Consider the following 3,168-nt stretch of genomic DNA (forward strand, 5'->3'; position numbering starts at 1 on the left):
AAACTCTATCCTCAAGGGTCTGGCCATTGGAATCCCTTCCCGCCTGGCTAGAAGCACCGTATTGCATGAAGCTAGCTCCCAGCCTCAAAAACGTCAAATGCAAGGCCTGACCCCAACCACATGCTCGTTCGCAACCGACCACAAAACAGCCTAGCTCAATGTCTTCATCGTCGTTTTATTTTCAGCGGACTAATACAAATTAAAGAAACATATACTATTGATAAAAGCAACGAAGTTAAGGCAAAGGAAAACAAAACCCCATTAATTCCGAAAAACAGAATAAAGAGGGTTGGCAACAAAGTGGCCATCAACAATGAAACAAAAAGCTTGAGTAAATTTGAAATCTCACATGACGAACCACAACTATCACACTGCAGGACTCCACCCTTCATCAACCTAACTTTTTCATACATTGAGAACGTTTTCTTTCGGCAATTTGGGCAAGAAAACATAATTACCTATATCTTCCAACAATCAAACCAGATGTAAGTGATACCGAATCATAATGAGACAAGGTCAGACCTTACATTTAACACGCTGTATCCGCTTTTTCTTCAAGTGCCATCACCGCGCAACTGACAGTAGCATAGCTGACACCAAAAGCTTCACCTACCTACCTGTGCGAGAGTATAGTGCCCGCCGCAACAGGCCATTGCCATTGCGACTTTCCGTTCTGTTGAAAGGTCTCCATTGGTTGAGCCAGTTGAACCAAGAATTTCCGGCCTGAACAAGAAGACACATCCAGCTTGGCTCATATTCCAGAGTTCCAGACAATAAAGAGCCAGTAAAGCGCAGAATTGACTGAATCAGTTCAGAAAAAGACTAAAAAAATATGACAGCGAAAATATAGGGACAGGAAAAACTGATCAAAGCCAAACTCAGATCTATTGACGAGAAAAACATTCCACATTTTTCACCAGATTTATTATTCTTTGGACTTCGATCAACTCATTTTGGATCGCATTTCTCTGCCTCAAACGAGCATAAACTTTCACATAACCTTTTCCACAGCTTGATTTATAGGTGCCTCCATTATTTGTATTATCCTGGACTAGCACTGAAGAAGCATAATCTAGAAAAGATGCGTGATCTTTGGATAAAAAGAGGAATGGACCATCCAAATATCCAACCACTGTGACATCATGCCCAATAAAATTACTAGATTCCGATAGTACACTGACAAGAGAAACTGGAATTCTTGGTGACCCTTCAATACATATTGCTCTACCAGAGAAAAGCACAATGCTAAAGAAAAGTGTGACTTTAAATACATTTGAGTTACATAGATTAGCCATAAATCACCATTACCAATAATACATAGATGGACATCATTTATTGCCGAAACAGTAACACCACTCAGAAAACTCTATCCGCATGTCTGGCCACGGGACCCCCCTAACACTGGTTCACACCTTCTTCTCTACTGAAACCAAATCCTGAATAAGAGTGTAAACACAAGCCCCCCCCCCAACCAATCAAGTAGCTAACTAGAATCTCCATCTAAAAGCGAAACTATATTCCAGAGCCAAAGTGATTGAATCAACTTCGATATCTGACAAGCTCAGCTCAAATTCAATATAATCGTAACTCACCAGCACCGACCAATAAGCGTTTACCCAATATCGAGCACCAACACCAAAAAAGATATCCGTGACAAAACCACTATTGTTTGACAGGATCGCACCTATCTCAAAAATTCAGCAACGATGGGACTCAGTCAGGAGCACTGAAAGGACTATTCCGCAGCCACCCATCTGTCGCAGAGCGCGGAAGAATCGTCAGAGCTGAATTGTTCGCAGACCATCCATCCACTCTCAAATTTTTTCCCATAATCAACTGCATCCAGGCGAAGACCATATCTTTGCTGTGAAACAGTGACAATAGAATCGGGAAAAGTGATGCTAGTTGGCAGGCCACGCCCGTGATAGAACATGTACACCCTAGCCACTGGCAAACCTTTGATTATTAGGTCACCACGAATTACATCAGTCACGTAGTATTCAATAGCGAGCACTCGATCTAGACACAGTGTGCGCGCGTTATTTTTATCACCATCGCGCAACAAGAATTCATCGCAAGTTTGCTCTAGAACAGTCACGCTTTTTGGCTTTCCTGCAAAGCGCGAAGTTGAACCATCACCTGCCATTGCAATATTCTCACAGCATACCAGAGAAAAAAGCCCAAACATTATATTTCTCAAGACTACGGACGCCATTGGCCTTACCCCGTCACATTTGCTCTTTTTGCTATTCGAACACAACGCACACATGAACACTAAGGTGTCAAATGTAAGGCCTGACCCCAACCACCTACTGAAGCGTCAAATGTAAGGCCTGACCCCAACCACCACCTATGGAAGCGTCAAATGTAAGGCCTGACCCCAATCACCACTTTTTGCTATTCGAACACAACGCACACATGAAAACTGAGGTGTCAAATGTAAGGCCTGACCCCAATCACCTCAATCACCTCACAACCACCACTTAAGGCCTGACCCCAACCACCATGCTAAGGTGTCAAATGTAAGGCCTGACCCCAATCACCACGCCAACCACCTGTGACTCCAACCACCATGACCCCAACCACCCTGAATCTCACCCACTCAATAAAAAGACACATCCAGCATGGCTCATATTCCAGGCCTCCAGGCAATAGAGACCTCGCAATATTTCCATACCATATGGTCTATAAAGCAGTATACTGCGCCCCTACGCCAAGAGCGGCGCAATTTCCCCCGGACCGAGAACGCCAGATGACTGACATCACGCCCCCAACAGCAGGCACAAGCTTAAGGCTGGTTTTTCTGCTGGCTATTTCTCTTGGCTCTGCGACGGCAGCGGGCGCATTAAATGTGGACTTTGAGACCTATCCAAACACCTCGCCTACCAATATCGGAGACACTATAGCGACAACTGCTTTCTCAGGCTATGGAATAAGCTATATAGACACCACTGACTCCTCCCTGGCTTCGTTTAAACCGACGATTGTTGATGGCGCCACCTATGGCATGTCGGGCCATGCCGTCATTTCGAAGAGCGGATCTACGGTATGAATCGCTCCGGGTTTGTCGGAGGCTCTAAACCTTGAGAGGATGGAGCAATGACCAAACCAATGAGATATCCCCCAGAGTTCCGGGAGCGGGCTGTGCGGATGCTGCTCGAGCAGCAG

The 3,168-nt window shown here is 45.0% G+C and carries 3 protein-coding genes; 1 reads left to right on the forward strand and 2 read right to left on the reverse strand.

Translation table 11 applies throughout. From position 1 onward, the window contains the following. Window positions 1-884 precede the first annotated feature (884 nt). The gene (locus JYP50_RS21550) at window positions 885-1,295 is read right to left on the reverse strand and encodes a hypothetical protein (protein ID WP_206562642.1); all 411 of its coding nucleotides are present in this window, start codon (window positions 1,293-1,295) and stop codon (window positions 885-887) included. A gap of 440 nt (window positions 1,296-1,735) precedes the next feature. Further along, window positions 1,736-2,215, reverse strand: coding sequence for a hypothetical protein (locus JYP50_RS21555; RefSeq protein ID WP_206562643.1), 480 nt, complete (start codon window positions 2,213-2,215; stop codon window positions 1,736-1,738). A 537-nt stretch (window positions 2,216-2,752) separates the two neighbouring features. On the opposite strand from JYP50_RS21555, the gene JYP50_RS21560 reads away from it, so the two are divergent. Then, window positions 2,753-3,052 carry a hypothetical protein gene (locus tag JYP50_RS21560; RefSeq protein WP_206562644.1) on the forward strand — a complete coding sequence of 100 codons (300 nt, stop codon included), beginning with the start codon at window positions 2,753-2,755 and terminating at the stop codon, window positions 3,050-3,052. Window positions 3,053-3,168: the final 116 nt, after the last annotated feature.

Origin of the sequence: Parahaliea mediterranea (assembly GCF_017255185.1) — a bacterium.
Lineage (GTDB): Bacteria > Pseudomonadota > Gammaproteobacteria > Pseudomonadales > Halieaceae > JAFKCZ01.